Below are 24,284 nucleotides of genomic sequence, written 5' to 3'. Positions count from 1 at the left end.
AGGACGCCCCAAAGGCAGCCGAAACCAGCAACCCACCCCACGCCACAAGACAATCATCAAGCGACGCCGACCCGCCCAGCGTTAAATCCCCAGACGCGAGTGGAGGCCACTCTTTCCGTGATTGAGCGCGCGATCTCCGGGCGCTCAGTCCCGGGGCCGGGGCCGGTGGCCGCGGGAGCGGAGGGCCGCGCGGATCTCGGCGAGGACGCCGTCGAAGTCCTCGCGGAGGCGTCGCGCCGTCACGTGCAGGACGAGCCAGTCCCCGCCGAGCAGCCGGTTCAGGCGGAGACGGTCCCGATGGAACTGTTCTGGATCGTCGTGCCAGAGCCCGTCGTACTCGACGGCGACCCGGAACTCCGGCCAGGCCAGGTCCAGCCGGGCCACGAAGCGCCCACCGTCGGAGACGACCCACTGGGTACGGGGCCGGGGCAGGCCGGCCAGCACCAACCGGACCCTGGTCCGGGACTCCTGCGGCGACTCGGCGCCGGCGTCGGCGAGGTCGACGGCGCGCAACAGCGACCGCCAGCCCCGGCACCCCGCCCGCGCCAGGGCGTACTCGCGTAGCGTCGGGACGTCGACGATCCGTCGCGCCAGAAGGCCGTCGATGACGACGACCGCTTCCACCACGTCCAGCCAGCGGGCGACATCCCAGCAGGTACGCACCGGACTGGTCACCGGGATGCCCGCCCGGTCGACGATGTCCCCCGGAAGCACCGGACCCCGGTGCACGCACAGTCCCGCCACAGGCCCAAGCCGCCGGCGGCTGCCCTGTAGCGGCATCGCTGGCGGTGGTGATCCCGACGGCGGGGCCGGCACAGGGGCCGAGGGCTCAGGCGTCGGGGGCGGCACGTCCAAGCTCCTGGCAGGAGGCGCGCTGGGCGTAAGTACGTCGACCGGCTCGTCGGGTGGGATCTTTCCCACGCCGTACAGCGCTGCGGCGGAGCGGCCGGCGATCGCGGTGCCGGGCGGAACCAGCCAGCGGGCCACCGCCATGCACCGGTGCCGGTGGGTGACCGTGATCCCCGCGTCGGCGTAGACGTCGCGGAACAACGGCCGCCAGGCGGAACTGCGGAGGTCGTTGCGGGTCAGCAGGCCCCGGGACCGGGCCACCGAACCGCGGAAGATCCGACCTCGCAGTTGGGGAGGTCGTCGAGGGCTCTTCGGCATGTCCTTACCGTGCCGGTTCTGCGGACGCCGCGCTGTCCCCTGTGGATAACCCGGGTGACGCCGCTCAAGAACGTGCTCGATCCGGGATCGAGTGGCCTCCCGACGCGATCGATGCCACTGCTTCCCGGATCGAGCGCGATCATGCGGTCCGTGCCGCGCTGCGCTGCGCCCCGATGTGGCGCGGCGCGCCATATCGGGGCCGCCTAGCGCGTCGTGCGCCGGTCGGCGCCGTGCGCGACCGCGCCACCTCCCTCGGCTGGTGGGAGGTGGCGCGGTCGGGCGGCGGTGGGTGGGGTCAGGCGGCGGTGGACCAGATCGCGCGGAACGCCGCCGCCTCGCCGGCCAGCCACTGCTCGACCTGCTCGGGCTTGACGCCGTCGGGCATCCGGTGCGCCACGCCCCGCCGCACGTCGACCAGGACGGGCGTGGCGTGCGGCAGGACCGCGTCCATGTGCCGGGCCATCAGGTGCAGGGTGGCCAGGGCCGCCTCCTCGCTGGGCGGGGCCTCGTCGAAGTGCAGGCGGACCGCCTCGGCGCGGCCGTCGGCGGCGTGCCGGATGCCGAAGTGCGGGTTGATCTTCACCGGCAGGTCGCCGAGCATGGCCAGGGCGTCGCGGGTCTGCGCCAGGTCGACGCCGGTCGGTTCGCCGAGGGAGTGCAGCCAGGCCGTCGCGCCCGGCACGAGCGCCCGGTAGAGCGGCTGCCAGCGCGGCTTGACCGCGTCGGCCACCTGCGCCAGGTGGGTGCCGCCGGTGTGGAACGCGACGTCGGCCTTGAGCGCCTTGACGAACTGACCGTGCGGGTTGAACCCGTGCTTGCTGGCCCGCTGCTTGCGCAGGCCCCCGACGAAGCTGGCCTTGGTGGGCCCGGTGCGGTCGACGTACCGGGTGAAGCCGAGGAGGGTGGCGTAGGGCGGGAGGGTGCTGAAGGTGGGCACGGTCACGGAAGTCCTCCCAGGTCAGGACTTGGTTTAGTACATACATTCTAATCGACGGGTCTGACATCGCCCAGCAAAATGAGGGGCGCATCGGCAGCCGTCCGTGCCCGTGCGCACGGCGCACCTCGGCCCGGACGAACAGCGACCCCGCCGCGCTCGCGCCCCACCGCACGGCACCGGGTCCGTCCTCGGGCAGGCGCACGCGGTGCACCGCCGCCGCGGTCAGAGCTGGCCGACGTCCGTGATCCGGACGACGGCCGCCCCGACCTCGTCGGAGGCGGCCAGGTCGACCTCGGCGCTGATGCGCCAGTCGTGGTCGCCGTCGGGGTCGTCGAGGATCTGCCGGACCGTCCACCGGTCCCGGCCCTGCTCGATCATCAGCAGCGCCGGGCCGCGGGCGTCCGGCCCCGTCCCGATCGAGTCGTACGCCTCGAAGTACGGCTCCAGCGCGTCGGCCCACGCGTCGGCGTCCCAGCCGTCGGCGGCGTCCAGCTCGCCCAGCAGGTCCCAGCGGCGCAGGGCGGCCAGCTCGACCCGGCGGAACAGCGCGTTGCGCACCAGCACCCGGAACGCCCGCGCGTTGCGGGTGACCGCCGGCGGCCGGTCGTCGAGGGCGGCGTGCGCCTCGGCGGCCTCGGCGACGTCCGACGGGTTGCGCAGCCGCTCCCACTCGTCGATGAGGCTGGAGTCGACCTGGCGGACCAGCTCGTGCAGCCACTCGATGAGGTCGATCAGCTCCTCGGTCTTGGCGTCCTCGGGCACGGTCTGCCGCAGCGTCTTGTACGCGTCGGCGAGGTAGCGCAGCACGAGGCCCTCGGAGCGGGTGAGCGAGTAGAACTGCACGTACTCGGTGAAGGTCATCGCCCGCTCGTACATGTCCCGCACGACGGACTTGGGGGAGAGCTGGTGGTCGGCGACCCACGGGTGCCCCCGCCGGTACATCTCGTACGCGGCCTCCAGCAGCTCCGCCAGGGGCTTGGGCCAGGTCACCTCGTCGAGCAGTTCGAGGCGGGCCTCGTACTCGATGCCCTCGGCCTTCATCGCGGCGACCGCCTCGCCGCGGGCCTTGAACTGCTGCGCGGACAGCACCTGGCGGGGGTCGTCGAGGATCGACTCGATCACGCTGAGCACGTCGAGGGCGTACGAGGGGCTCTCGGCGTCGAGCAGCTCGATCGCGGCCAGCGCGAGGGGCGACAGCGGCTGGTTGAGCGCGAAGTCGAGCTGGAGGTCGACGGTGAGCCGCACCCGGCGGCCGGTCTCGTCCGGCTCGGGCAGCTCCTCGACCACCCCGCCGGCCCGCAGCGCCCGGTAGATGGCGATGGCCCGGCGGATGTGCCGGCGCTGGGCGGCGCGGTCCTCGTGGTTGTCGGTGAGCAGGTGCCGCATCGCGGCGAACGCGTCGCCGGGCCGGCCGATGACGTTGAGCAGCATCGAGTGGCTGACCTGGAAGCTGGACGTCAGCGGCTCCGGCTCGGCCTCGACGAGGCGGTCGAAGGTCGGCTGGCCCCAGCCGATCGAGCCCTCCGGCGGCTTCTTGCGCACGACCTTGCGCCGCTTCTTCGGGTCGTCGCCGGCCTTGGCGAGGGCCTTCTCGTTCTCGATGACGTGCTCGGGGGCCTGCACGACGACCCGGCCGAGGGTGTCGAAGCCGGCCCGCCCGGCCCGGCCGGCGATCTGGTGGAACTCGCGGGCCTTCAGCAGCCGGGTGCGCACCCCGTCGTACTTGCTCAGGCCGGTGAACAGCACCGTGCGGATGGGCACGTTGATGCCGACGCCGAGCGTGTCGGTGCCACAGATGACCTTGAGCAGGCCGGCCTGGGCGAGGGTCTCCACGAGCCGGCGGTATTTCGGCAGCATGCCGGCGTGGTGCACCCCGATGCCGTGCCGCACCAGCCGCGACAGGGTCTTGCCGAAGCCGGAGGTGAACCGGAACCGGCCGATCGCCTCGGCGATCATGTCCTTCTCCGCCCGGGTGCACACGTTGACGCTCATCAGCGCCTGGGCGCGCTCCAGGGCGGCGGCCTGGGTGAAGTGCACGACGTACACCGGGGCCTGCTTGGTCTGCAGCAGCTCCTCCAGGGTCTCGTGCAGCGGCGTCATCGCGTACGAGAAGAGGAGCGGGACCGGCCGCTCGGCCGAGCGCACGACGGCGGTCGGCCGGCCGGTGCGCCGGGTGAGGTCGTCGACGAAGCGGGTCGTGTCGCCGAGCGTCGCCGACATCAGCACGAACTGGGCCTGCGGCAGCTCGATGATCGGCACCTGCCAGGCCCAGCCCCGGTCCGGCTCGGCGTAGAAGTGGAACTCGTCCATGATCACCTGGCCGACGTCGGCCCGCGCGCCCTCGCGCAGCGCGAGGTTGGCCAGCACCTCGGCCGTGCAGCAGATGATCGGGGCGTCGGCGTTGACGCTGGCGTCGCCGGTGAGCATGCCGACGTTGTCGGCCCCGAAGACCTCGCAGAGGGCGAAGAACTTCTCCGACACCAGGGCCTTGATCGGGGCGGTGTAGAAGGTCGTCCGGTCGTCGGCCAGGGCGGCGAAGTGGGCGGCGATCGCCACCAGGCTCTTGCCCGAGCCGGTCGGCGTGTTCATGATCACGTTGGCCCCGGAGACGATCTCGATGACCGCCTCCTCCTGGTGGGGGTAGAGGTCGAGGCCGCGCTCCTTCGCCCAGCCGGCGAACGCGTCGAAGAGGGTGTCGGGGTCGGCGCTTGTCGGCAGCGCGGCGGTGAGCGTCATAGCCCGTCCATCGTGCCTGTCGCAGGCCCCTCCGCGCCAACCGGCACGTCAGGCGCGGCGGTGGACCAGGTCGAACACCGGGCGGCCCGCCGTCAGGGCGCGCCGCTCGAACTTGGTGACCGGCCGGTGCGCCGGACGCGGAGCGTACCCGCCGTGCACGTCCACCAGCCCCGGGTCGGCGGTCAGCGTCTCCCGCATCGACCCGGCGTACTCGGCCCAGTCGGTGGCGCAGTGCAGCGTCCCGCCGGGGGCCAGCCGCGAGCGCAGCAGCGCCACGTGCGCCGGCTGGATGATCCGCCGCTTGTGGTGCCGCGACTTGGGCCACGGGTCGGGGAAGAAGACGTGCACCGCGTCCAGCGAGCCGTCCGGAAGCGCCCGGACCAGGTCCAACGCGTCGCCCCGGGCGACCCGCACGTTGTCCAGCCCGAGGCGCTCCACCAGGCCCAACAGGTTGGCGATTCCCGGCGTGTGCACCTCGACCGCCAGATAGTCTCGGCCTGGGTCGGCGGCGGCCATCGCGGCCGTGGCGTCCCCCATCCCCGACCCGATCTCCAGCACGATCGGGGCCCGGCGACCGAACAGCGCCGCCAGGTCCACGGGCGCGGCGGCGGGATCGTCGGCCACCGTCAGGCCGTACGCCGACCAGAGTCGGTCGAGGGCGTCGACCTGGCGGCCGGTCATCCGGCCCCGGCGGGGGTGGAAGGTGCGGATCCGCGACGCGTGCGGCGGCACGGTCGCGACGGGGTTCGCTTCGGTAGAGGTCACAGCGGTCCGAGCGTACGCGACCAGCGCGCCGGATCGCCTGTGAGGTACGACCGGGGATGAGAAGATTCATCCCGTACGGCAGGCCGGGCGGGCCGCTGCCCGGCGACGCACTACCGCGCCGGGAGGGGTCATGGGGGCAGCCACGCGCCAGTGCGCCGGACCGGCCGCGGACCCGGACCCGGGCAGTACGGCGTCGCCCGCGCACCTGAGCGCCGCTCCCGCTGCGCGTCCGAGCGCCGTCGCCGCCGTGCGGTGGTGCGCCGTTGCTGTCGTGCCGTGGTGCGCTGTCGTCGCCGTGCGGTGGCGTGCCGTTGTCGCCGTGCGGTGGTGCGCCGTCGCCGCCGCGCGCCCCGGTGCGGGGCCGGTCGCGCGGATCGGCGCCGCGTTGGCCGTCGCCGTCGCGGCGTTCGCCGGGCCCCTCGCGGCGGGCGCGTGGGCCGCCGGGGCGCCCATGGCCCCCGTGGCCGCCTCCGAGCCCCTGCCCGGCCCACCCGGTGAGCAGCCGCCCGGCTCGCAGCCCGGCTGGCTCGTCTTCGTCGAGGTCACCCCCAGCACCGTGCAGCCCGGCTACCTGGTGGGCATCCGGGCGAGCTGTCACGACAACTCGGTGCCGGCGATCGTGGTCTCCGACGCCTTCGGCCGGGTCGCCGTGCACCCGCAGCGGGGCCTGCTCACCGGCACCCCGATGGTCCGCGAGCGCATCTGGCCGGGCAACTACCGGGTCAAGCTCGAATGCCGGGGCGGCGAGACCGCCACCACGATGCTCCAGGTGGTCAAGAAGCAGCCCTCGCCCGCGCCCACCCACAAGCCGACGTACCAGCCGACCCAGCATCCGACCTACCCGCCCACGCACCATCCCAGCCGGGGGCCGAACACGGGCTTCGGCGGCACCGCCCGGGGCGCCACCGACGGCCTGCTGTTGCCCGGTGGCGTAGCGTTGACCGTGGCCGGGGTGACGATCGGCGTGGCCACGGCCCGTCGGCCGCGATTCCGTCGCGGCGGAAACCGCCGCTGAGGCCGGCCGTGGCATCGGCGCGTGCCGCCTCGGGCGTGGCGTCGGCGCGTGCCGCCTCGGGCGTGGCGTCGGCGCGTGCCGCCTCGGGCGCGGCGTCGGCGCGTGGCGCCCTGGGCGCGGCCTCCGGGCGTACCGTCAGGTCTTCCCGGGTGGCCGGCCGCCGCCGGCCCTGGTCGGTGCCGGCGGCCGTGGTCCTGGTGCTGCTCGGCGTCTTCGCCACCGGTGCCGGCCTCGGCCGCTCGGCGGGGCCCTTCGACTGGGCGACCCGCCCGGCCGACCGCGCGGCAGCCGCCGTCGACGACGCGCCCCGTCCGGCCGCCGGCCGCCCGGTGAGCCTCCGGGTGCCGGCGATCCGGGTGTCCGCGCCGATCGGCCCGGTGGGGCAGGCCGCCGACGGGTCGATCGCCGTGCCGCCGCTGAGCGCCGCCGCCGAGACCGGCTGGTACGACCGCAGCGTGATCCCCGGCGAGCCGGGCCGCGCCGTCATCGTCGGCCACGTGGACACCCGCGACGGTCCGGCCGTCTTCTACGATCTGGGCAAGCTGCGGGCCGGCGACCAGATCGAGGTGACCCGCGCCGACGGTGGCACGGCGGTCTTCGCTGTGGACTCCGTCGAGCACTTCGGCAAGGACGAACTGCCCGCCGACCGGGTGTACGGCGACGACGGCCCGCCGGAGCTGCGGCTGATCACCTGCGGCGGCGCGTGGGTCGGCGGCCAGACAGGCTACGCCGACAACGTCATCGCCTTCGCCTCCCTCCGCCCCCACCCCTGACCCTGCCCCCTGCCCCCTCCCCGCACCCCGCCGCACCCCGCCCGCGTCGGTGATCAAGAGAATTGCGTCAAAGTTGATCTCGACGGTGACACATTTCTCTTGATCACCGACGCGGGGCGGGTAGGGCGGGGCAGGGGGAGGCGGCAGGGGGAGGGGGAGGCGGGAGGCGGCAGGGGGCTGGGTCAGGGGGGTGTGATGGTGAACTCGTTGCCGTCGGGGTCGGCCAGCATGACCGTGCCGTCCGCGTCGGTCTCCAGCCGGGTGGCCCCGAGGGCGACCAGCCGGTCGACCTCGGCCCGCTGGTCGCCTCCGGGCGGGGTGAGGTCGAGGCGCTGCCGGTTCCGTGCCGTCTTCGGGGCCACGGGCGGGCCGCCCCACGCGACCTTCGTGCCGCCGTGCGGTGACTGGACGGCGGTCTCCTGGTCCTGGTCCCACACCAGCGGCCAGCCCAGCGCCTCGCTCCAGAACAGGCCGACCTCGCGGGTGCCGTCGCAGGCCAGCTCGCCGAGCGGGCCGCACCCGGCGAGGAAGCGGCTGCCCGGCTCGATCACGCAGAACTCGTTGCCCTCGGGGTCGGCCAGCACGATGTGCTCCTCCTCGGGGCGCTGCCCGACGTCGAGGTGACCGCCGCCGAGCGCCAGCGCCGTCGTCACCAGGCGCTGCTGGTCGGCGTGGTCGGCGCTGGTCAGGTGCAGGTGCAGGCGGTTGGGGCCCGCCTTCTCCGTGTTGCTCGGGACGAACCGGAGGCTGGGCTGGGTGTCGTCGCCGGGAAGGAGCGCGCCGCGGGCGTCCTCGGCGACCTCCCGGCCGAGCAGGCCGGCCCAGAACCGCGCCAGGCGAACGGCGTCGTGCGCGTCGAAGGTCACCGTGAGCAGTGGCGAGGGCATCACCGCACAGTAGGCACGGGCCGGCGAGCCGGCAACGCAAATAGCCTGCCGGCAACGCAAATAGCCCCCGCCGGCAACGCAAATGGCCCGCCGGGAGCCGTGGGGCCCGATCGTGGGTGCGACCGGTCAGGTGGTGGGGCGGGCGAGGATCGGGGCGGGCCGGAAGCCCTTGACGACCAGCCAGGCCCCGAGCGACAGCTCCCACGCGGCCACCGGGATGGTCAGGACCGCCGAGAGCGGGGAGTCCTGCTCGTTGAGCCCGAACATGGTGGCCACGGCCGAGGCGACGAGCAGGGGCGCCCCGACGAGCCCGAGCAGGGGGATGATCCGGGGCACGAGCGCGGAACGGTACATCAGGTAGCCGAGCAGCAGCGCGTTGGCGGCGGGAACGAGACCGGGCCCGAGCAGGAACGTCCAGTCGCGGACCGCGACGAGCGACGCGCCGATGGCGACGAGGGTGGGCGCGTCCGCGCCGGCCGTGGTGGCGAACTCCTGCCGCAGCGTCACCACGGTCAGCAGGCTCGCGACGCCCACGACGATGATCGCGGCTTCGAGGACGCGGGCGGTGACGAAGCCGAGCGCGGCGGCCTCGTGCTGACGCCTGACCACGGGAAACAGGGCGACGGCCGTGCCCACGCAGGCGGCGGCGTTGACGATGTCGAGCAGGCAGCCGGCGATGACCCGGGTGTCGCTGCCGGCGCTCACGACGTAGTCGGGGTTGCTGAGCACGGGGTCGATGAGCGCCACGGCGGGGAGCGAGGCGAGGAAGGTGATCAGGTAGAACACGCCCGCGACCAGGGCCGTTCTCCTTGCGGGCGAGCCCGCCGCCCGGCTCGGCTCGGCTGTGGCTCCCGTCCCGGCGGTCATCTCCGCCCTCCCCTTCCTCGACGGTGAGGTGTACGTCGTACACCTTCGTCCCACGGTGAGGTGTACGTCGTACACCGTCAAGGGCGCGACCGTGGAGGGCATGTCATGCCGGGCTTCGAGGTGGCCGCGCGAGCGGCGCAACCGGGAACGTGTGTCGCGGGCGGCCATCGCGCTCGCCGACCCGGCGGCGACCTGGCGGCCGTGGGTCAGGGCTGCGACGAGCAGTTCGAGTTCGAGTTCGCCCTCGACCTGCTGCTCGACGGTGCCGAACGGCTGCGCCGCGCGGGCTGGCGGTCGGCCGAGCCGGCCGTACCGTGAAGGGTCGACGGCGGGGTCAGGACCCCTGCCCGTCGGCGGCCGGCACCTGCTGGACCACCTCGAACTCCAGCAGGGTCGCGCCGGTGGAGACCGGGCGTCGCTGCTCGCCGCCCGCGTGCGCGGCCCGCGCCGGCCCGGCCGCCCAGTTCTGGTACGCCTCCTCCGACTCCCAGCGCGTGTAGACGAAGTAGCGCGTCTCGCCGCCGACCGGGCGCAGCAGCTCGAAGCCGAGGAAGCCGGGGGAGCCCGCCACCGCGCCGGCCCGCGCCGCGAACCGCCGCTCCAGCTCCTCGCCCGCGCCCTCGGGGACATCGATCGCGTTGATCTTCACGACTGCCATGGCCCCACCCTACTCAGAACGTCTCCACGGCCGGGACCAGGTCGGCGTCCACCACGATCGGGGCGTGGTCGGAGGGGCCCTTGCCCTTGCGGGCCTCCCGGTCGACGTACGCGGCGCGGACCGCGCGGGCGAACGGCGCGGACGCGTAGACCAGGTCGATGCGCATGCCCTTGTTCTGGTGGAACATCCCGGCCCGGTAGTCCCAGTAGGTGAACGGGTGCGGCCCCTTCATCGCAGTCGGCACCACGTCGGTCAGGCCCAGGTCGCGCAGGGCCGCGAGGGCGGCCCGCTCGGCCGGCGTCACGTGGGTGGAGGTGGCGAACAGCGCCGGGTCCCACACGTCGGCGTCGGTCGGGGCGACGTTGAAGTCGCCGCAGACGGCCAGCGGCAGCCCGCCGGTCAGCTCCTGCTCCAGCGCGTCGCGCAGGGCGGCGAACCAGGCCAGCTTGTACGCGTAGTGCGGGTCGTCCGGTGCGCGGCCGTTGGGCACGTACACCGACCAGACCCGCAGCCCGTCGCAGGTGGCCGAGATGGCCCGGGCCTCCGGCTCGGGGAAGCCCGGCTCGCCGGGAAAGCCGACCGTCACGTCGGCCAGCCCGGCCCGGGACAGGATCGCCACGCCGTTCCACCGGCCGTCGCTGTGGCTGGCCACCGTGTAGCCCAGCTCGCCGACCTCGGCCACCGGGAACGCCCCGTCGGGGCACTTCGTCTCCTGGAGGCAGACGACGTCGGGCCCGGTGGCGGCCAGCCAGTCGAGCAGCCGGGGCAGGCGGGCCTTCACCGAGTTCACGTTCCAGGTCGCCAGGCGCATGCCCCCAGCCTGCCGCATCCCCGCCCCGGCCGCCCGGTCAGCTCCCCGGGGTGTCGCCCGGGCGGCCCTGCTCGGCCAGGAACCGCTCCAGCTCCGCGCCCAGCTCGTCGGCGGTCGGCAGGGGACCGCCCTCGGTGGCGAGCAGGTTCCTCTCGCCCCGCCCCCGGGCGAACGCGTCGTACTGCTCCTCCAGGGCCGCGACGAGGGCGGCGGCGTCCTCGGTCTGGGCCACCTGCCGGTCGATCTCCACCCGCACCACCTCGGCGGCCGAGCGCAGGCCGTCGCGGGGCAGCAGCAGGCCGGTGCTGCGCGACACCGACGCGAGCAGCACCTCGGCGGCGGCCGGGTACTCGGCCTGGGCGACGTAGTGCGGCACGTGGGCGGCGAAGCCGAGCGCGTCGCGGCCCTGCTCGCCGAGGCGGAACTCCAGCAGGTGCCCCACGCTGCCGGGGACCTGGACGCGTTGCAGCCACGGCTCGTACCCGGAGATCAGCTCGCGGCGGGTGGCATGCGCGGTCACCCCGGTCGGGCGGGTGTGCGGCACCGCCATCGGGATCGAGTTGAGCCCGACGGTGAGCCGGACGTCGAGCCGGGCGGCCAGCCCGCCCACGGCGGCGGCGAACCGCTCCCACTGCAGGTCCGGCTCGGGGCCGCTGAGCAGCAGGAACGGGGTCTCGTCGTCGTCGCGCAGCAGGTGCACCTCCAGCTTGGGTGCGTCGTAGTCCTCCCAGTGGTCCTCGACGAAGGTCATCGGGGGACGCCGGGAGCGGTAGTCGTAGAGCTGGTCGACGTCGAAGCTGGCGACGGGGCGGGCGTCGAGGGAGGAGAAAAGCTGCTCACGGGCCAGCCGGGTGGCGCTTCCGGCGTCGACGAAGCCGGTGAGGGCCTGGATCAGGACCGGCTGTCCGAGGTCGGGCAGATCGTCGGAGAGCTCGTAGAGCTCGTGTGGGTCGAGCACCGGTGCGGACCTCCCTGGGCTGGCGCGTACGGGACCGTGGCGCGCACGGCTCCCGGTTCGGGCAACGTACCCGCCATCCTCGTGCATTCCTGCGTCGGGCGGTCCCGCGCCGGGTCCATGATCACAATCAGGCAACGGCCCCGGGTCGTCGGGCGGCCCCCGGGGGTGGTCCGGACGGGTGAGGAGGGGTCCGCCGAGCGGGTAGGTCGGCGTGGCGGGCGTGGGCCGCCGGGCCTGCGGGCGTTGTCGCCCGCCCGGTGCGCCCGTCGGCGCGTACCGGAGGTTCGTCCGACCCGTCCGGTCCGCGCCCGGCCGTGGCTGCGGTCGCCCGGGTGTCCGCATCGCCGGCCCATCGGTGTGGCGATGGCCGCCCTGTGGGCCTGGGTTATCCCGGAATGACCTGCCTAGCCTCGTCGGATGCGTGACGACGGCATCCTCGACGACCAGCACGACCCCGAAGCGGCGGCGGGCCGTCCGGACGTTTCCCCCTCATCCGAACGGCCACCCACCACCATCGCCGGCGGCGCGCGCCCCGGGCGCCTCCGGACTTCCCTCACTTCCCTCGCTGGCCTGGTTCCTACCCCGTTCGGGCGGCTGCGTAACCTCCCGATTCCGAACGGGCCGGCGGACCGGCCGGGGGCCGGCGGCCCCGACCGCGTCGGGGCGCCCCGCCGTCGCCGCCGGGCCGGGGTGGCTGTCGCCGCCGGCGTGGTCTGCTGCCTGGGCCTGGCCGCCCTCGCCCAGGCCCGCCAGGAGCCGGCGGACAGCCGCGCGGGCACGCCCCTCGCCGCCGACGCGGACCTCGCCCGGCGCGCCGCCGCCGAGGCCGCCTCCCGGTCGCTGGATCGCGCGCCCGGCCCGACGCTCGACCCCTCGGCGACCCCCGACGCCCCCGGCAGCCCCACGCCCACGGCCTCGCCGTCGGCCACCGCCCCGTCGGCCACCGCCTCGCCGTCGGCCGGCCGGAAGCGGGCCGCGCCGAAGCGGCCCGCCGACCCCGCGCCGGTGGCCGGCCTGACCAGGGCGCAGATGGCGAACGCGAAGGTGATCGTGCGCACCGGCCGCGAGCTGGGCTTTCCTCGGCGGGGGCTGGTCATCGCGGTGGCCACCGCGATGCAGGAGAGCAACCTCTACAACGTCGCCAGCGGGGTGCTGCCCGAGTCGCAGGACTACCCGCACGAGGGCATCGGCTGGGACCACGACTCCGTCGGGCTGTTCCAGCAGCGCGCCAGCAGCGGTTGGGGCGAGGTGGGGCAGCTCATGGACCCCGCGTTCGCCACCCGGCAGTTCCTCGCCGCCCTCGCCGAGATCCCGGGCTGGGAGGACCTGCCGCTGACGGTCGCGGCCCAGTCCGTGCAGATCTCGGCGTACCCGGACCTGTACGCGCAGCACGAGTGGCGGGCCGCGGAGGTGGTGGACGCCTTCCTGTCCGGCGGGAGGTGATCCGGGCCCTCCCGCAGGCGTCGCGAGCCGCCCCGCCGGCCCCTGCACCGGCCACAGTGGACGATTGGCGCTTGCCGGGGCAGGGTACACATGAGGGGGAACGACCGACAGGAGGACGACATGTCAGCACTGGTGCAGCGGCTCACCCGGTTCCTCAGGTCGCCGCAGGGGCAGCAGCTCGTCGACCGGGGCCGCCGCGAGCTGGCCAAGCCGGAGACGCAGCGCAAGCTGAAGCAGCTCGCCTCCCGCCTGTCCAGCCGGCGCTGACCGCGCCGACGCCGCCGTACCACCCCTCTCCGACCCCGGGAGCCTCCGTGACCGATTCCGCCCCCGTCGACGGCCAGCCCACCGTCCCCCTGCCGGCCCCGTCGCCTCCGCCGGCAGCGGCGTCACCGGAGCCGGCGCCAGCGTCATCGGAGGCGGCAGCGGCGTCACCGGAGCCGGCACCGGGGTTGCCGGTCCCGGCGGTCGCCGCCGAGGACGCGCCGGAGGGGCCGCCGGCACGGCTGTGGGACCGCATGCGGGAGGACCCGCAGTACGCGCCGGAACACCTGGCCCTGGAGGCGGTGCGCCGCCTCGGGCCCGAGGCGGCGCGATGGGCCGCCCGTGCGCGGGCGGAGCGGCCCGGCGCCCCGGCGGAGGAGCTGGCGGAGCAGGCGGTCCGCCGGTTCGTCAACCGGGCCCGGCTCTCCGGCGCGGTCTCCGGTGCGGCCGGGCTCCCCGGCGCGGTGATCGACGTCGGGGTGCTGGCCTGGACGCAGGCGCGGATGGTCCTGCACATCGCGGCGGCGTACGGGATCGACCCGACGCACCCGGACCGGGCCACCGACCTGCTGGTGTTGCAGAAGGTGCACAAGGTCGCCGAGACCGCCCGCCTGGCGCTGGGGGTGGCCGCCGGACGGGAGCGCGCCGGGGCGCTGTTCGGCTCCGGCGGGCAGGCCGCGCTCGGCAAGGTGATGATGCGACTGGGCATCCGGCTGGCCCAGATGGCCGGGGTCCGTGCGGCGAAGCGGATCTTCGCCAAGGTGATCCCGGGGGCGGCGATCATCCTCGGCACCTGGGCGAACTCGTCGGCGACGAAGGACCTGGCCGAGCGGTCACGGCAGCTCTACCGCAGCATGGGCCACGCCGGGGGCGTCCCCCGGCCCCGCTGACGGGCCGAACCGGCCCGGCCCCGCTGAGCGTGCCCCGTCAGTCGAAGCCGGCGGCGCGCCAGGTCACGTCGGCCAGCCGGCCCTGGCCGGCGACGTTGGGATGGAACCAGTCCAGCGCGTTGACCAGGTCGAGGGTGAAGCGGACGCGGTGCACCGCCCCGCCGTCGTAGCGGCACCGCGAGCCGTACGCCCGGCAGGCCGACTTCAACTGGGCGTTGTACGCGTCGATGCGGTCCCGCACCTTCGCCCGGCGCGCCACGTCGGCGGGCGCGGTCGAGGTCGCGTTCGCCAGCAGCGCGGGGCACACCCCGTGGCCCCACGCCCGCACCGCCCGGGAGTCGGTGTGCCCGACCTCCCAGAGCCGGTACAGGTCGGGGACGCTGACCACCAGCACCCGCGCCTTGGGGCGGCCCGTGCGCAGCACCCGCAGGCCCTCGTCCACCTGCTTGCGGAACGTCGCCGCCGGGGTCATCGCGTCGACGTCGTCGCGGCACGCGTCGTTCGCGCCGATCAGCACCGTCACGTAGTCGGCGCGGTCCCGGACGGCCGCCTCGGCCTGCCCGGCCAGCGCCGCCGCCCGCGCGCCCGGCTTGGCGTGGTTGTGCGCCGCGCCGCGCAGCTTGGGGTTGCGGTCGAGCAGCCGCTGGTAGTGGCTGTCGACCCGCAGCCCGTCACCGGTGGACCAGGAGTTGCGCTCGCACGAGCTGAGCATCAGGCAGGAGCCGAAGCCGGTGCTGATCGAGTCGCCGAGGGCGGCCATCACGGCCGGCGTGCCCGGGGCCGGTGACCCGCCCGGGGGCCGGGGGCCGGCCTCGCCGTCGCCCTCGCAGGCGAGCGCGACCAGGGCGAGCAGGCAGGCGACGGCGGCGACCCAGCGTCGAGGCATCTTCCCCAGTCCCGCTTCCCCAGTCCCGCTTCCCGTCGCGTGGCGGAGTGCGACAGCCAGCCAACCCTACGTGCGCCACCGGCGCGGGTGGTGGCGTGCTGTCGGATTTCCGGCACTCGATGCCCCGGGCGTCCCCGCGTGTGGTAGTCGGCTCGGCGGTGGTCCGATGCCCGGTTAACCGGGCCGATCGGGGGTAGCCCGCAGGGATGACGAGATCGCAGCCCCGCCGCGCCCGCGGCACCGTGGGCCACGCGTACAGCGCGTTGAACCTCCGCCTCGTGCTCGCCGGCTTCGGGCTCGTGACCATGGTGGTCTTCGCCGTGCTGGCGGTGTGGGCCGGCGTGGTGTGGCTCGGCGTCGTCTGCGCGATCTTCGCCGTCGTCGCCGCGGTCGACCTGGTCGTCATCCAGCGCCGCCGTGCCGCGCGCCGCCGGGAATCCCCGGGCGCGCGGCACTCGCTGTTCGAGTGACAGGAGTACGAGATGTCCATCGCCACCACCAACCCCGCCACCGGACAGGTGCTCAAGTCGTACGACCCGATGTCGGACGCGCAGGTCGACGCCGCCATCGAGCGGGCCGACCTGGCTTTCCGCGACCTGCGCCGGACCGGCGTCGCCCAGCGGGGCCGGTGGCTGAGCTCCGCCGCCGACCTGCTCGACGCCGAGCGCGACGAGACCGCCCGGCTGATGACCACGGAGATGGGCAAGACGTACGCCGCGGCGCAGGCCGAGGTGACCAAGTGCGCCTCGGCGTGCCGGTTCTACGCCGCCCACGCCGAGCGGATGCTCGCCGACGAGCCGGCCGACGCGCGGGCGGTCAAGGCCGCCCGCGCCTTCGTGCGCTACCAGCCGATCGGGCCGGTGCTGGCGGTGATGCCGTGGAACTTCCCGCTCTGGCAGGTCATGCGGTTCGCCGCGCCGGCCCTGATGGCCGGCAACACCGGCCTGCTCAAGCACGCCTCGAACGTGCCGCAGACCGCGCTCTACCTGGAGGACCTGTTCCGCCGCGCCGGCTTCCCCGAGGGGGCGTTCACCACCCTGCTCGTCGGCTCGGACGCCGTCGACCGGATCCTGAGCGACCCCCGCGTGCGCGCCGCGACCCTCACCGGCAGCGAGCACGCCGGCCGGTCCATCGCCCAGATCGCCGGGCGGGAGCTGAAGAAGACCGTGCTGGAGCTGGGCGGCAGCGACCCGTTCGTGGTGATGCCGTCGGCCGACCTGGAGCGGGCGGCCGAGGTCGCCACCACCGCCCGCTGCCAGAACAACGGGCAGTCCTGCATCGCCGCCAAGCGGTTCATCGTGCACACCGACGTCTTCGACGCGTTCGCGCAGCGGTTCGCGGCGAACATGGCCGCGCTGCGGGTCGGCGACCCGATGGACCCCGCCACCGACGTCGGCCCGCTGGCCAGCGAACGTGGCCGCGACGAGATCGACGCGCAGGTCCGCGACGCCGTCGAGCGGGGCGCCACCGTGCTCTGCGGCGGCGAGCAGCCGGCCGGGCCGGGCTGGTTCTACCCGCCGACCGTGGTCACCGGCCTGCGCCCGGAGATGCGGATGTGGTCGGAGGAGGTGTTCGGGCCGGTCGCGGGGCTGTTCCGGGTGTCGTCGTACGCGGAGGCGGTCGAGGTGGCCAACGGGACCGCCTTCGGCCTCGGCGCGAACGCCTGGACCACCGACCCGCAGGAGCAGGAGCGCTTCGCCACCGACCTGGACGCCGGCAACGTCTTCGTCAACGGGATGACGACCTCCTTCCCCGAGCTGCCGTTCGGCGGCGTGAAGAACTCCGGCTACGGCCGCGAGCTGTCCGCGCTGGGCATGCGCGAGTTCTGCAACACCAAGACCGTCTGGGTGGGCCGGGGCGAGGCGACGGCCGGCGCGGGGGCGCACGCCGAGTAAACGGGCGGCGGCGTGGGTAGGAGGTGCGCCCATGACGGTGTTCGGCTTCCACGCCTCCCACGAGCAGATCCACCCGGCCCGGCTGCTGGAGGCGGTGATCCACGCCGAGCGGGCCGGCTTCGACGCCGCCATGTCCTCGGACCACTTCTCCCCGTGGAGCGCCCGGCAGGGCGAGTCCGGGTTCGCGTGGTCCTGGCTGGGCGCGGCCCTCCAGGCCACCAACCTGCCCTTCGGCGTGGTCAACGCGCCGGGCCAGCGCTACCACCCGGCGATCGTCGCCCAGGCCATCGGCACCCTCGGCGCGATGTACCCGGGCCGGTTCTGGGCGGCGCTGGGCACCGGCGAGGCCAGCAACGAGCACATCACCGGCGACCCGTGGCCCCGCAAGGACGTCCGCGCCGCCCGGCTGCGCGAGTGCGTCGACGTGATCCGGGCGCTGCTGGCCGGCGAGGAGGTCAGCCACGACGGCCTCGTCACGGTCGACCGGGCGAAGCTGTGGACCCGCCCCGAGCAGCCGCCGGCCCTGATCGGCGCGGCCGTCAGCGTGGCCACCGCCCGCTGGTGCGCGCAGTGGGCCGACGGGCTGATCACCGTCAATGCCCCCACCGGCCATCTGCGCGAGATGATCGACGCCTACCGCGACGCCGGTGGCCGCGGCCCGCTGCACCTGCAGGTGCACGTGAGCTGGGCGCCCGAGCAGGCCGAGGCCGAGGCGATCGCGTACGACCAGTGGCGCAGCAACGTCTTCGCGCCGCCGATCTGCTGGGACCTGGAGACCGCCGAGCACTTCGACGTCGTCTCCGCCGACGTGCCGATGGCGAAGGTCGCCTCGGCCGTCAACGTCTCGGCCGACCTCGGCCGGCACGTCGGCTGGCTCCAGGAGTACGTGGAGCTGGGCTTCGACCAGATCGCCCTGCACCACGTCGGCCAGCAGCAGCGGGCGTTCATCGACACGTTCGGCGCCCAGGTGCTGCCGAAACTGCGGGCCGCATGATCCGTGCCGGCGGGGTGGGGCCCTAGGCTCGTACCCCATGGAGCCCCTGTTCGAGGTCGTCGTCTTCCTCGCCATCGCGACGCTCGGCGCGGCGCTGGCCCGCAAGCTCGGGCTGCTCGCGCCGATCCTGCTCGTGGTGGTCGGCCTCGCGCTCTCCTTCGTGCCCGGCTTCCCGCAGGTCCGGCTCGACCCGGACCTGGTGCTGGTGGGCATCCTGCCGCCGCTGCTCTACGTGGCGGCGCTGGAGACGTCGGTGCCGGCGTTCCGGCTCAACCTGCGGCCGATCCTGCTGCTCGCCGTCGGGCTGGTGATCTTCACGGCGTTCGCGGTGGGCCTCGTGGTGCACCTGCTGCTGCCGGCGGTGCCGTTCGCCGTCTGCCTGGCCCTCGGCGCGGTGGTCGCCCCGCCGGACGCGGTCGCCGCCACCGCCGTGGCCCGCCGGATCGGCCTGCCCCGCCGGGTGGTGACGATCCTGGAGGGCGAGAGCCTGATCAACGACGCCACCGCGCTGGTGCTGCTGCGGGTGGCCACGATGGCGACGATCGGCACCTCGGTCGGCGTCGGCGACGTGGCCTGGGAGGTGCTGGTCGCCACCGGCGGCGGCATTCTGATGGGCCTGCTCGGGGTGGTGGTCTTCGGGTTCCTGCACAAGCGGATCACCGACCCGCTGCTGGACAACGCGGTGTCCCTGATCGTGCCGTTCGCGGTGGTCTTCGCCGCCGAGGAGATCCACGCCTCCGGGGTGGTCGCCGTGGTGGTGACCGGCCTCGGGATCGGGCACAAGATGCCGCTGCTGATGTCGGCGGCCTCCCGGTTGCAGATCGGCGCGTTCTGGCGGCTGGTCCGGTTCCTGCTGGAGGGGCTGGTCTTCCTGCTGGTCGGCCTCCAGTTGCGGGAGGTGGTGCGGGACCTGGACGAGCCGCTGGGCTTCCTCGCCGCGATCACCGGCGCGGTGCTGGCCACCGTCTTCCTGACCCGGTTCGCCTGGCTCTTCCCGGCCACCTACCTGGCCCGCCTGGTGCCCCGGGTGCGGCAGCGGGACCCGGCCCCGTTGGCGAAGTTCCCGGTCGTCATCGGCTGGGCCGGGATGCGCGGGGTGGTCACCCTGGCCGCCGCGCTGGCCCTGCCGCTGACCCTCGCCCAGGACCGCCCCTACCCCCGGCAGTTGTTCATCTGGCTGGCCTTCGCGGTGATCGTGGTGACGCTGGTCGGGCAGGGCGCGACGCTGCCGGCGGTGGCGCGCCGGCTGAAGCTGCCGCCGGACGACCCGGTGCAGGACGCGCTCTCGGCGGCGGGCGTCCAGCAGCAGGCCAGCCGGGCCGCCCGGGAGCGGCTCGACGAGTTGGCCGAGTCGGCGCCGACGGCGGTCGTGGAGCGGCTGCGCCGGGTGTCGCAGGAACGCAGCAACGTGGCGTGGGAGCGGCTGGGCGGCAGCGAGCGGGAAACCCCGTCGCAGGCGTACGGTCGGCTGCGGCAGGAGATGATCGACGCGGAGCGGGAGGTGTTCCGGGCCGCCCGCGACTCCGGCCGGATACCGGAGGAGGTGCTGGTGCGGGCGTACCGCGACCTGGACCTGGAGGAGTCGCTGCTGCGGCGGGAGGAGGAGTCATGAGCTGCGAGCACCTGGCGGAGGCGGGCACGGCCGAGCCGGCCACCACGACGGAGTGCCCGGACTGCGTGACCGTCGGCAACGCCGACTGGGTGCACCTGCGGTCCTGCCTGACCTGCGGGCACGTGGGCTGCTGCGACTCGTCGCCGTACCAGCACGCGTCGAAGCACTTCGCGGTCAGCGGGCACCCCGTGATGCGCTCGATCCAGCCGGGGGAGGCGTGGCGCTGGTGCTTCGTCGACGAGGAGATCGGCTGACCGGTCCACCCCGGGGCGGGGCCGGCCGACGCGGCTCGTATGACGCAACCGCTATGCGGGGGGTCGGGGGCGGATCGACCTAAGATCGGCGCACATCGATTCGTGGCGGCGCTGCCGCCGGAACTTCGAGGAGCGCGCGTGATCCGACGACACCTGCTGCGTACGGCCGGAGCCCTGGCCGCGACCGTCCTGGCCGCCGCCGGGGCGCTGGCCGCCACCGGCACCAGCGCGTCCGCCGTCCGCACCGTCTACTACGACGCGAGCCGGGCCGGCGAGTTCCGCACCAACTTCGACCAGGCCGCCCAGATCTGGAACAGCAACGTCAGCACCGTCCGGCTGCTGCCCGCCACCCCCGGTAACATCACCATCTACGTCGACAACGGCTGGCCCCGGGCGCAGACCACCTCGCTGGGCAACGGCCGGGTGTGGATGGGCTGGGAGGCGGTCAACGAGGGCTACCACCGCACCCGCATCGCCACCCACGAGATCGGCCACATCCTCGGCCTGCCCGACAAGCGCACCGGCCTGTGCTCCGACCTGATGTCCGGCAGCAGCGCGCCGGTGTCCTGCGCCAACGCGACCCCCAGCGCCGCCGAGGCGTCCCGGGTCAACCAGCTCTTCGCCGGCGGCCTCGCCGCCACGGCCACCACCGGGAAGACGTACGTCTGGGTCGGCGGCGACGCCGCCCCGCGTGTCGTGGGCGGGGCCGCCGCCGGGGCGCAGGGCGACTCCTGATTCCCGAGGCGTCGGCCGCAACGCGGAAGGGGTGGCCCCCCGACAGCGGGGAGGCCACCCCTTTCGGCAGCTCGGGTCAGGACAGGGCGCAGGGCGCGCCGTTGACCGTGACCAGGCCCGGCGCGGGGTTCGCGCCGCCGCCGGTGGTCGCGTTGAAGCCGAAGGTCGTGGCGCCGCCCGGGTCGATCCGGGCGTTGTACGACTCGTTCTTCGCCGTCACGGTGGCCCCGGACTGGGTCACCTTCGCCATCCACGCCTCCCGCACCTTCTGGTCACCGGTGAAGGCGAACTTCGCGGTCCAGCCGTTCACCACGGCGGTGCCGGTGTTGCGGATGGTCACCTGGGCGGTGAACCCGGTGCCGCCGTGCCAGGTGCCGTAGTTGTCGTACGACACCGAGCACGTCGGGGTCGGCACGGCCGCCGCGTCGTCCTGGTCGGCGAGGAACGAGGCCAGCCAGGTCAGCGCCGAGTTCCAGTTGATCGCGATCTCGTTGGTGGAGTACGAGTTGATGTCGTCGACGTAGCAGAACATCGGCTTGCAGCCGGCGAGCAGGTTCGCCGAGAACGGGTCCTGGAGGCCGGCGTTCGCGCCACCGGCGAGGGAGCCGGCGGGCGGGTTGGGCGAGGCGGGGTCGAGCTGGTTGGCGTACATCCGGCTGTGCTGGTTGCGCGCGGTGTGCTCGCCCCACCCGGTCACGTACGAGATGTTGAGCGCGTTGCGGCCGAACAGGTAGTCCGCCGCCCGCACGGCCCCGTCGCGGTACTTCGCGTCGCGGGTCAGGTCGAAGGCGGTGCCCAGCACGACCGCGTTGTTGGCGATGTTGCCGTTGGCGCCCCAGAAGTAGCTGTTGGCGTCGCCGGGCATCGGCAGCCCGTACGCCTGGCCGGCGGCGATCTCCAGGTAGCGGTCGGCGGCGGCGGTCACCGAGGCGCGGACCCGGTCGCGGTCCGCGGTCGGCAGGCCGCTGGGCACGGTGGCCAGGTCGAGCCGGCCCAGCGCGGCGACGCCCTGCCAGCCGAAGCCCTGGTCGCCGAAGACCGCGCCGGTGTGGTGCTTCGAGGCGGTCAGGTCGGTCAGGTACGCGGCCTCGCCGGTGGTCAGGAACAGCTCGGCGGCGGCCCAGTAGAACTCGTCGCTGACGTCGCTGTCGTCGTACGCGCCGCCGCCGGTGCCGTCGGCGGGGCTGGCGTAGATCGCCGGGTGCGCCTTGGCCGCCGCGTACGCGGTCTTCGCGGCGGTGCCGCAGCGGGTGGCGAACGCCGCGTCGTACGGGGCGAACAGGCGGGCGCACTGGGCGGCGACGGCGGCCAGGTTGAGCGTGGCGGCCGTGGACGGCGGGTGCAGCTCGCGCGGCTGCGAATCGGCGGCCGGGTCGAGCGGCAGGCCCGTCCAGTTCTTGTCGTGGATCTTGTGGTGGGCCATCCCGGCCAGCGGCTTGCCGGCCGGCACCTGCATCCGCAGCAGGAACTCCAGCTCCCAGCGGGCCTCGTCGAGGATGTCGGGCACGGCGTTGCCGCGCTCGGGCACCCGCAGGGTGCTGTCGCCCAGGGCCGCGCCGCCGTCGGCGGTGGCCGCCGTCTTGGTCCGCTCGAAGGTGTTCAGGAGCTGGTAGGTGGCGATGCCGCCGTTGACCACGTACTTGCCGTGGTCGCCCGCGTCGTACCAGCCGCCGCGCACGTCGAGGGAGTAGTCGCAGACTCCCGGCTGGCAGGGCACGCTGGTGTCGCCCTGGTTGGGGGCGACGCCGATGTGGCCGGCGGCGCGGGCGTACTCCTCGCCGACCAGGTCGCCGTCGATGGCGATGCCGCTGCGCTGGATGTAGAAGAACTGGAGGGCGTCGCTGCGCAGCCTGTCGTAGAGGGTGCCGGAGATGTCGAACGGGTGGCTGGTCTCGCCGTCGGCGACGAGCGTGTAGCCGGTGCCCGGGGTGCGGTACGACGAGAAGTCGATGGTCTGCACGTTCTGCCCGGACGCCTCGTCGACGCCGCGCGGGGTGCTCTGGCCGCTGGCCACCACCGCCCCGGCGGCGGAGCGGAGCTGCCAGGCGAACGGGGTGGTGGCCTCGGTGACCACGGTGGCGTTCTTCGGGCCGCCGGGCAGGTAGCCGACCTGGTTGACCCGCACCCGGGGCCCGGTGTCCGGCTCGTACGGCTCCGGCGGCTCGCCACCGCGCAGCGAGACGTTGTCGAGGCAGATGGTCTGCTCGGCGGCGGCCCCGCCGACCTGGAAGATGATCTGCGCGCTCGGGTTGCTCTCGCTGGCCGTGAACGTCTTGCTGAAGTGCGCGCTGGTGGCGGTGGCGGCGGCGTCCACGCTGGCGTACTGCGTGTAGGGGGCGGCGCCGAGCTGGAGCACGGCCTTGACGTTCGCCCCGGGGGTGGCGGTGATGTCGAAGGACAGCTCGTACTCGGAACCGGCGGTCAGCGGCACGGCGTCCTGGCCGATGCCGGCGTCCCAGGGGTTGGCCAGCCCGCCGGCCACGGTGGCGCAGAGCCGGCCGTCGGTCACCCCGAGCGGGCCGGTGCCGTAGGAGAACCAGGGGGAGACGCCCTCGCTGAAGTCGCCGTTCTTCAGCTGCTCGGGGGCGTCCGGTGGGACCTCGGCGTGGGCCACACCGGCGGTGGTGCCGGCGAGGGCCAGGGTGGTCACCGCGGCTAGTGTCGCGAGGCGGCGTCGACGTCGTCGAGATGGCGTCACGGGGGATCCTTCCGGGGGACGGGGCTGCGCCGATGCTGGGAGCGCTCCCACTATCGGCCTGATATTTCCAGCGGGTGTCCGCCGTGTCAATTGAGGTGGCTGAATAAGATTGGTCGACCCGTCCCGCGGCGTGAGATTCGCCGCGCCACGCGGCGTCGTCGCGATCTCCTAGAGACAACTGCGCCCTCCAACTGGCAGGCTGCGTGCCATGACCCTGAAGCTGCGTTCCGTGGGGGCGAGTGACCGCGGGCTGATCCGCAGCGGCAACCAGGACGCCCTGCACTCCGGCACCTGGCTCGTCGCCGTCGCCGACGGCATGGGCGGGATGGCCGCCGGAGACCTGGCCAGCCGCATCGCGATCGACGCGGTCGGACCCCTGGACCTGGCCACCCCCGAGGACGCCCTCGTCGCCGCCCTGCAGAGCGGCATCGAGCAGGCGACCGCCCGGATCGCCGAGGCCGTCCGCGAGGACCCCGAGCGGCAGGGCATGGGCACCACCCTGACAGCCCTGCTCTTCTCCCGCACCGGAAGCTGCCTCGCCCTGGCCCACGTCGGCGACTCCCGCGCATACCTCTACCGGGAGGGGGTGCTCAAGCAGATCACCCGCGACGACACCTTCGTGCAGATGCTCGTCGACCAGGGCCTGATCACCCCCGACCAGGCCGCGAGCCACCCCCGCCGGGCCGTGGTCACCCAGGCGTTGCAGGGCGGGGAGGTCTCCCCGGCGTACGCGACGATGGTGCCCCGCCCCGGCGACCGCTGGCTGCTGTGCAGCGACGGCCTGTCCAACGTGGTGCGTCCGGACACGCTCGCCGAGGTGCTGGCCGGGCACCCCGACCGGGACGAGTGCGCCCGGCGGCTGATCGACCTGGCGCTGCGCGCCGGCGGCCCCGACAACGTCACCGTCGTGATCGCCGACGTGGTCGCCGAGGACTGACCGCCGCCCGGATGGCCGGCCGGCCGCCGCCATGTCGGCGACATGGCGGTATCCCGGGCCTCCGGACACCCCCATGTCGCCGACATGGCGAGCGGGCCCGAG

Annotated in this window: 22 protein-coding genes and 2 pseudogenes; 13 read left to right on the top strand and 11 right to left on the bottom strand. The window is 74.2% G+C overall.

Going from position 1 to position 24,284, the window contains the following annotated elements:
• Positions 1-144 precede the first annotated feature (144 nt).
• The 4 genes from ACFYWL_RS24540 to trmB all read right to left on the bottom strand — a co-directional run bounded on the left by ACFYWL_RS24540 (position 145) and on the right by trmB (position 5,521).
• Positions 145-729, bottom strand: coding sequence for an endonuclease domain-containing protein (locus ACFYWL_RS24540; protein ID WP_386976810.1), 585 nt, complete (start codon positions 727-729; stop codon positions 145-147).
• Between the two features lie 733 nt (positions 730-1,462).
• On the bottom strand, positions 1,463-2,110 hold the full coding sequence (locus ACFYWL_RS24535) for a hypothetical protein (RefSeq protein WP_386976807.1): 648 nt from the start codon (positions 2,108-2,110) through the stop codon (positions 1,463-1,465).
• A gap of 216 nt (positions 2,111-2,326) precedes the next feature.
• Positions 2,327-4,840, bottom strand: a complete 2,514-nt coding sequence (locus ACFYWL_RS24530; protein WP_386976804.1) for a DEAD/DEAH box helicase — start codon at positions 4,838-4,840, stop codon at positions 2,327-2,329.
• A gap of 48 nt (positions 4,841-4,888) precedes the next feature.
• Positions 4,889-5,521, bottom strand: a complete 633-nt coding sequence (gene trmB, locus ACFYWL_RS24525) for a tRNA (guanosine(46)-N7)-methyltransferase TrmB (protein WP_386976826.1) — start codon at positions 5,519-5,521, stop codon at positions 4,889-4,891.
• A 403-nt stretch (positions 5,522-5,924) separates the two neighbouring features.
• Here trmB and ACFYWL_RS24520 point away from each other — a divergent pair, with 403 nt between their 5' ends.
• Both ACFYWL_RS24520 and ACFYWL_RS24515 read left to right on the top strand, forming a co-directional pair.
• Positions 5,925-6,620: a hypothetical protein gene (locus tag ACFYWL_RS24520; protein ID WP_386976801.1), complete on the top strand. Its 696-nt coding sequence runs from the start codon at positions 5,925-5,927 to the stop codon at positions 6,618-6,620.
• 110 nt (positions 6,621-6,730) lie between these two features.
• Positions 6,731-7,393 (top strand): class F sortase, encoded by a 663-nt coding sequence (locus tag ACFYWL_RS24515; RefSeq protein ID WP_386976823.1) that lies wholly within the window; start codon positions 6,731-6,733, stop codon positions 7,391-7,393.
• Positions 7,394-7,575: 182 nt separating this feature from the next.
• On the opposite strand, the gene ACFYWL_RS24510 is transcribed toward ACFYWL_RS24515, so the two are convergent.
• The gene (locus ACFYWL_RS24510; RefSeq protein WP_386976798.1) at positions 7,576-8,280 is read right to left on the bottom strand and encodes a VOC family protein; all 705 of its coding nucleotides are present in this window, start codon (positions 8,278-8,280) and stop codon (positions 7,576-7,578) included.
• A gap of 126 nt (positions 8,281-8,406) precedes the next feature.
• Positions 8,407-9,147: a DUF4386 domain-containing protein gene (locus ACFYWL_RS24505; protein ID WP_386976795.1), complete on the bottom strand. Its 741-nt coding sequence runs from the start codon at positions 9,145-9,147 to the stop codon at positions 8,407-8,409.
• 195 nt (positions 9,148-9,342) lie between these two features.
• On the opposite strand from ACFYWL_RS24505, the pseudogene ACFYWL_RS24500 reads away from it, so the two are divergent.
• Positions 9,343-9,465 (top strand): annotated as a pseudogene (locus tag ACFYWL_RS24500) (TetR/AcrR family transcriptional regulator); the annotation flags it as partial.
• Positions 9,466-9,481: 16 nt separating this feature from the next.
• Here the strand turns inward: ACFYWL_RS24500 and ACFYWL_RS24495 are convergent.
• Genes ACFYWL_RS24495 through ACFYWL_RS24485 form a run of 3 tightly spaced genes read right to left on the bottom strand, consistent with a single transcriptional unit; the run spans position 9,482 to position 11,574 of the window.
• Positions 9,482-9,805 (bottom strand): antibiotic biosynthesis monooxygenase family protein, encoded by a 324-nt coding sequence (locus ACFYWL_RS24495; protein WP_386976792.1) that lies wholly within the window; start codon positions 9,803-9,805, stop codon positions 9,482-9,484.
• A 13-nt stretch (positions 9,806-9,818) separates the two neighbouring features.
• Positions 9,819-10,616: an exodeoxyribonuclease III gene (locus ACFYWL_RS24490; protein WP_386976789.1), complete on the bottom strand. Its 798-nt coding sequence runs from the start codon at positions 10,614-10,616 to the stop codon at positions 9,819-9,821.
• A gap of 37 nt (positions 10,617-10,653) precedes the next feature.
• Positions 10,654-11,574 (bottom strand): proteasome assembly chaperone family protein, encoded by a 921-nt coding sequence (locus ACFYWL_RS24485; RefSeq protein ID WP_386976786.1) that lies wholly within the window; start codon positions 11,572-11,574, stop codon positions 10,654-10,656.
• A 690-nt stretch (positions 11,575-12,264) separates the two neighbouring features.
• Between ACFYWL_RS24485 and ACFYWL_RS24480 the strand changes: the two genes are divergently transcribed.
• From ACFYWL_RS24480 to ACFYWL_RS24470, 3 genes are all read left to right on the top strand, one after another.
• A complete protein-coding gene (locus ACFYWL_RS24480) occupies positions 12,265-13,017 on the top strand; it encodes a peptidase M23 (protein WP_386976783.1) in 753 nt (250 codons plus the stop codon).
• Between the two features lie 120 nt (positions 13,018-13,137).
• Positions 13,138-13,284: a hypothetical protein gene (locus ACFYWL_RS24475; protein ID WP_176734219.1), complete on the top strand. Its 147-nt coding sequence runs from the start codon at positions 13,138-13,140 to the stop codon at positions 13,282-13,284.
• A gap of 47 nt (positions 13,285-13,331) precedes the next feature.
• Positions 13,332-14,171 (top strand): EcsC family protein, encoded by an 840-nt coding sequence (locus ACFYWL_RS24470; RefSeq protein ID WP_386976779.1) that lies wholly within the window; start codon positions 13,332-13,334, stop codon positions 14,169-14,171.
• 37 nt (positions 14,172-14,208) lie between these two features.
• Here ACFYWL_RS24470 and ACFYWL_RS24465 read toward each other — a convergent pair whose 3' ends face one another.
• Positions 14,209-15,057, bottom strand: a complete 849-nt coding sequence (locus ACFYWL_RS24465; protein WP_386976776.1) for a GDSL-type esterase/lipase family protein — start codon at positions 15,055-15,057, stop codon at positions 14,209-14,211.
• A gap of 206 nt (positions 15,058-15,263) precedes the next feature.
• Here ACFYWL_RS24465 and ACFYWL_RS24460 point away from each other — a divergent pair, with 206 nt between their 5' ends.
• The 6 genes and pseudogenes from ACFYWL_RS24460 to ACFYWL_RS24435 form a co-directional block, all read left to right on the top strand.
• On the top strand, positions 15,264-15,527 hold the full coding sequence (locus ACFYWL_RS24460) for a DUF6343 family protein (protein WP_386976773.1): 264 nt from the start codon (positions 15,264-15,266) through the stop codon (positions 15,525-15,527).
• 12 nt (positions 15,528-15,539) lie between these two features.
• Positions 15,540-16,952: an NADP-dependent succinic semialdehyde dehydrogenase gene (locus tag ACFYWL_RS24455; protein ID WP_386976770.1), complete on the top strand. Its 1,413-nt coding sequence runs from the start codon at positions 15,540-15,542 to the stop codon at positions 16,950-16,952.
• 31 nt (positions 16,953-16,983) lie between these two features.
• Complete coding sequence (locus ACFYWL_RS24450) at positions 16,984-17,946, top strand: TIGR03885 family FMN-dependent LLM class oxidoreductase (RefSeq protein WP_386976767.1); 963 nt, start codon at positions 16,984-16,986, stop codon at positions 17,944-17,946.
• A 37-nt stretch (positions 17,947-17,983) separates the two neighbouring features.
• Positions 17,984-19,558: a Na+/H+ antiporter gene (locus ACFYWL_RS24445; protein WP_386976764.1), complete on the top strand. Its 1,575-nt coding sequence runs from the start codon at positions 17,984-17,986 to the stop codon at positions 19,556-19,558.
• Entirely contained in the window at positions 19,555-19,812 is a 258-nt protein-coding gene (locus tag ACFYWL_RS24440; RefSeq protein ID WP_386976761.1) for a UBP-type zinc finger domain-containing protein, read from the top strand. Before ACFYWL_RS24445 ends, ACFYWL_RS24440 begins: the two co-directional genes overlap by 4 nt.
• Positions 19,813-19,950: 138 nt before the next feature.
• Positions 19,951-20,526 (top strand): annotated as a pseudogene (locus tag ACFYWL_RS24435) (snapalysin family zinc-dependent metalloprotease); the annotation flags it as partial.
• A 97-nt stretch (positions 20,527-20,623) separates the two neighbouring features.
• Here ACFYWL_RS24435 and ACFYWL_RS24430 read toward each other — a convergent pair.
• Positions 20,624-23,245 carry a glycoside hydrolase family 9 protein gene (locus ACFYWL_RS24430; RefSeq protein WP_386976758.1) on the bottom strand — a complete coding sequence of 874 codons (2,622 nt, stop codon included), beginning with the start codon at positions 23,243-23,245 and terminating at the stop codon, positions 20,624-20,626.
• Between the two features lie 208 nt (positions 23,246-23,453).
• Between ACFYWL_RS24430 and ACFYWL_RS24425 the strand changes: the two genes are divergently transcribed.
• On the top strand, positions 23,454-24,182 hold the full coding sequence (locus ACFYWL_RS24425) for a PP2C family protein-serine/threonine phosphatase (RefSeq protein WP_386976755.1): 729 nt from the start codon (positions 23,454-23,456) through the stop codon (positions 24,180-24,182).
• Positions 24,183-24,284: the final 102 nt, after the last annotated feature.

This window comes from Micromonospora sp. NPDC002575 (genome assembly GCF_042889525.1).
Lineage (GTDB): Bacteria > Actinomycetota > Actinomycetes > Mycobacteriales > Micromonosporaceae > Micromonospora > Micromonospora carbonacea.
This window is presented reverse-complemented; position numbering and strand designations above follow the sequence as displayed.